This window comes from Enterobacter sp. 725m/11 (genome assembly GCF_011683705.1).
Classification (GTDB): domain Bacteria; phylum Pseudomonadota; class Gammaproteobacteria; order Enterobacterales; family Enterobacteriaceae; genus Enterobacter; species Enterobacter bugandensis.
The window spans coordinates 1-874 of record NZ_JAAQOK010000113.1 but is presented as its reverse complement, the minus strand read 5'-3'; the positions used below and the strand labels follow the sequence as shown (position 1 = coordinate 874).

The following is an 874-nucleotide window of genomic DNA, read 5'->3' as shown; positions in this document are numbered from 1 at the left end:
AGACAGGGCTGCACTACAATCTGTTCCGGTATTATGACCCGGACTGCGGACGGTTTACGCAGCAGGACCCGATAGGGCTGGCGGGGGGGATTAACTTATATAAATATACTGTTAACCCTCTTACCTGGATAGATCCTCTGGGTTTAGCTGGTTGCACTTTAACAAAATCGAAGTCAAAAAATTACGAATACGTTTTGAAATTGAAACGTTCTGAATATCCTGCAACGTTTGGTCACATATCAGACGCGATCGATTTAGGACATGCAAAGGTTGTAACAATTCAACGAGGCACTGCGAAAGCTAACAGGAAAACGAGTCTAAAAAATATCAAAACAAAGCCTGGTTATGATCGTGATGAATGGCCTATGGCAATGTTTAAAGAAGGCGGTGATGGCGCTAGCGTAAGATATATAGATCCTAGTGATAACCGTGGTGCAGGTTCAAGTATTGGTAATGTTTTATCAGAACTGCCAGATGGAACAAGAATAAAAGTCGAGGTAATATAATGAGTGATAAGAGCATGCAAACAGTAGATCTACTTATTTCGCATAGTCAAATAGTGTTACGATCCCGAGATTATGACGAAAAACTGAGTCAGTGGGGAAAAGGCAATGTTTCTCAAGGTGCTGTTCTACACAAGGATTATGTTATATTCGATCCATTACCAGAGGACGCGTTTGGAGCAAACGTCAATATCAAAAAAGATAATGCTTTCAAAATGGATGAAAATGCTCAGCGCTGTATTGTTGTGCCATTTTTCATTACGGATAAAGATAAGCTGCAAATCGCTTCTGCAACTGAGAAATTCGATTTAAATATAGATGTGAACGAAAAAGTTTATTCACTCTTTTATGACTGTCTCTTATACACATCT

2 protein-coding genes are annotated in these 874 nt (G+C 39.6%); both read left to right on the top strand.

The window, feature by feature from the left end; translation table 11 throughout:
* Nucleotides 1–506: RHS repeat-associated core domain-containing protein (locus HBA26_RS23035; protein ID WP_279589379.1), on the top strand; the 506-nt coding region annotated here is incomplete at its 5' end.
* Nucleotides 506–874, top strand: a 369-nt coding sequence (gene comJ, locus HBA26_RS22625) for a competence protein ComJ (protein ID WP_208298236.1), incomplete at its 3' end; no start/stop codon positions are given. The genes HBA26_RS23035 and comJ, both read left to right, overlap by 1 nt.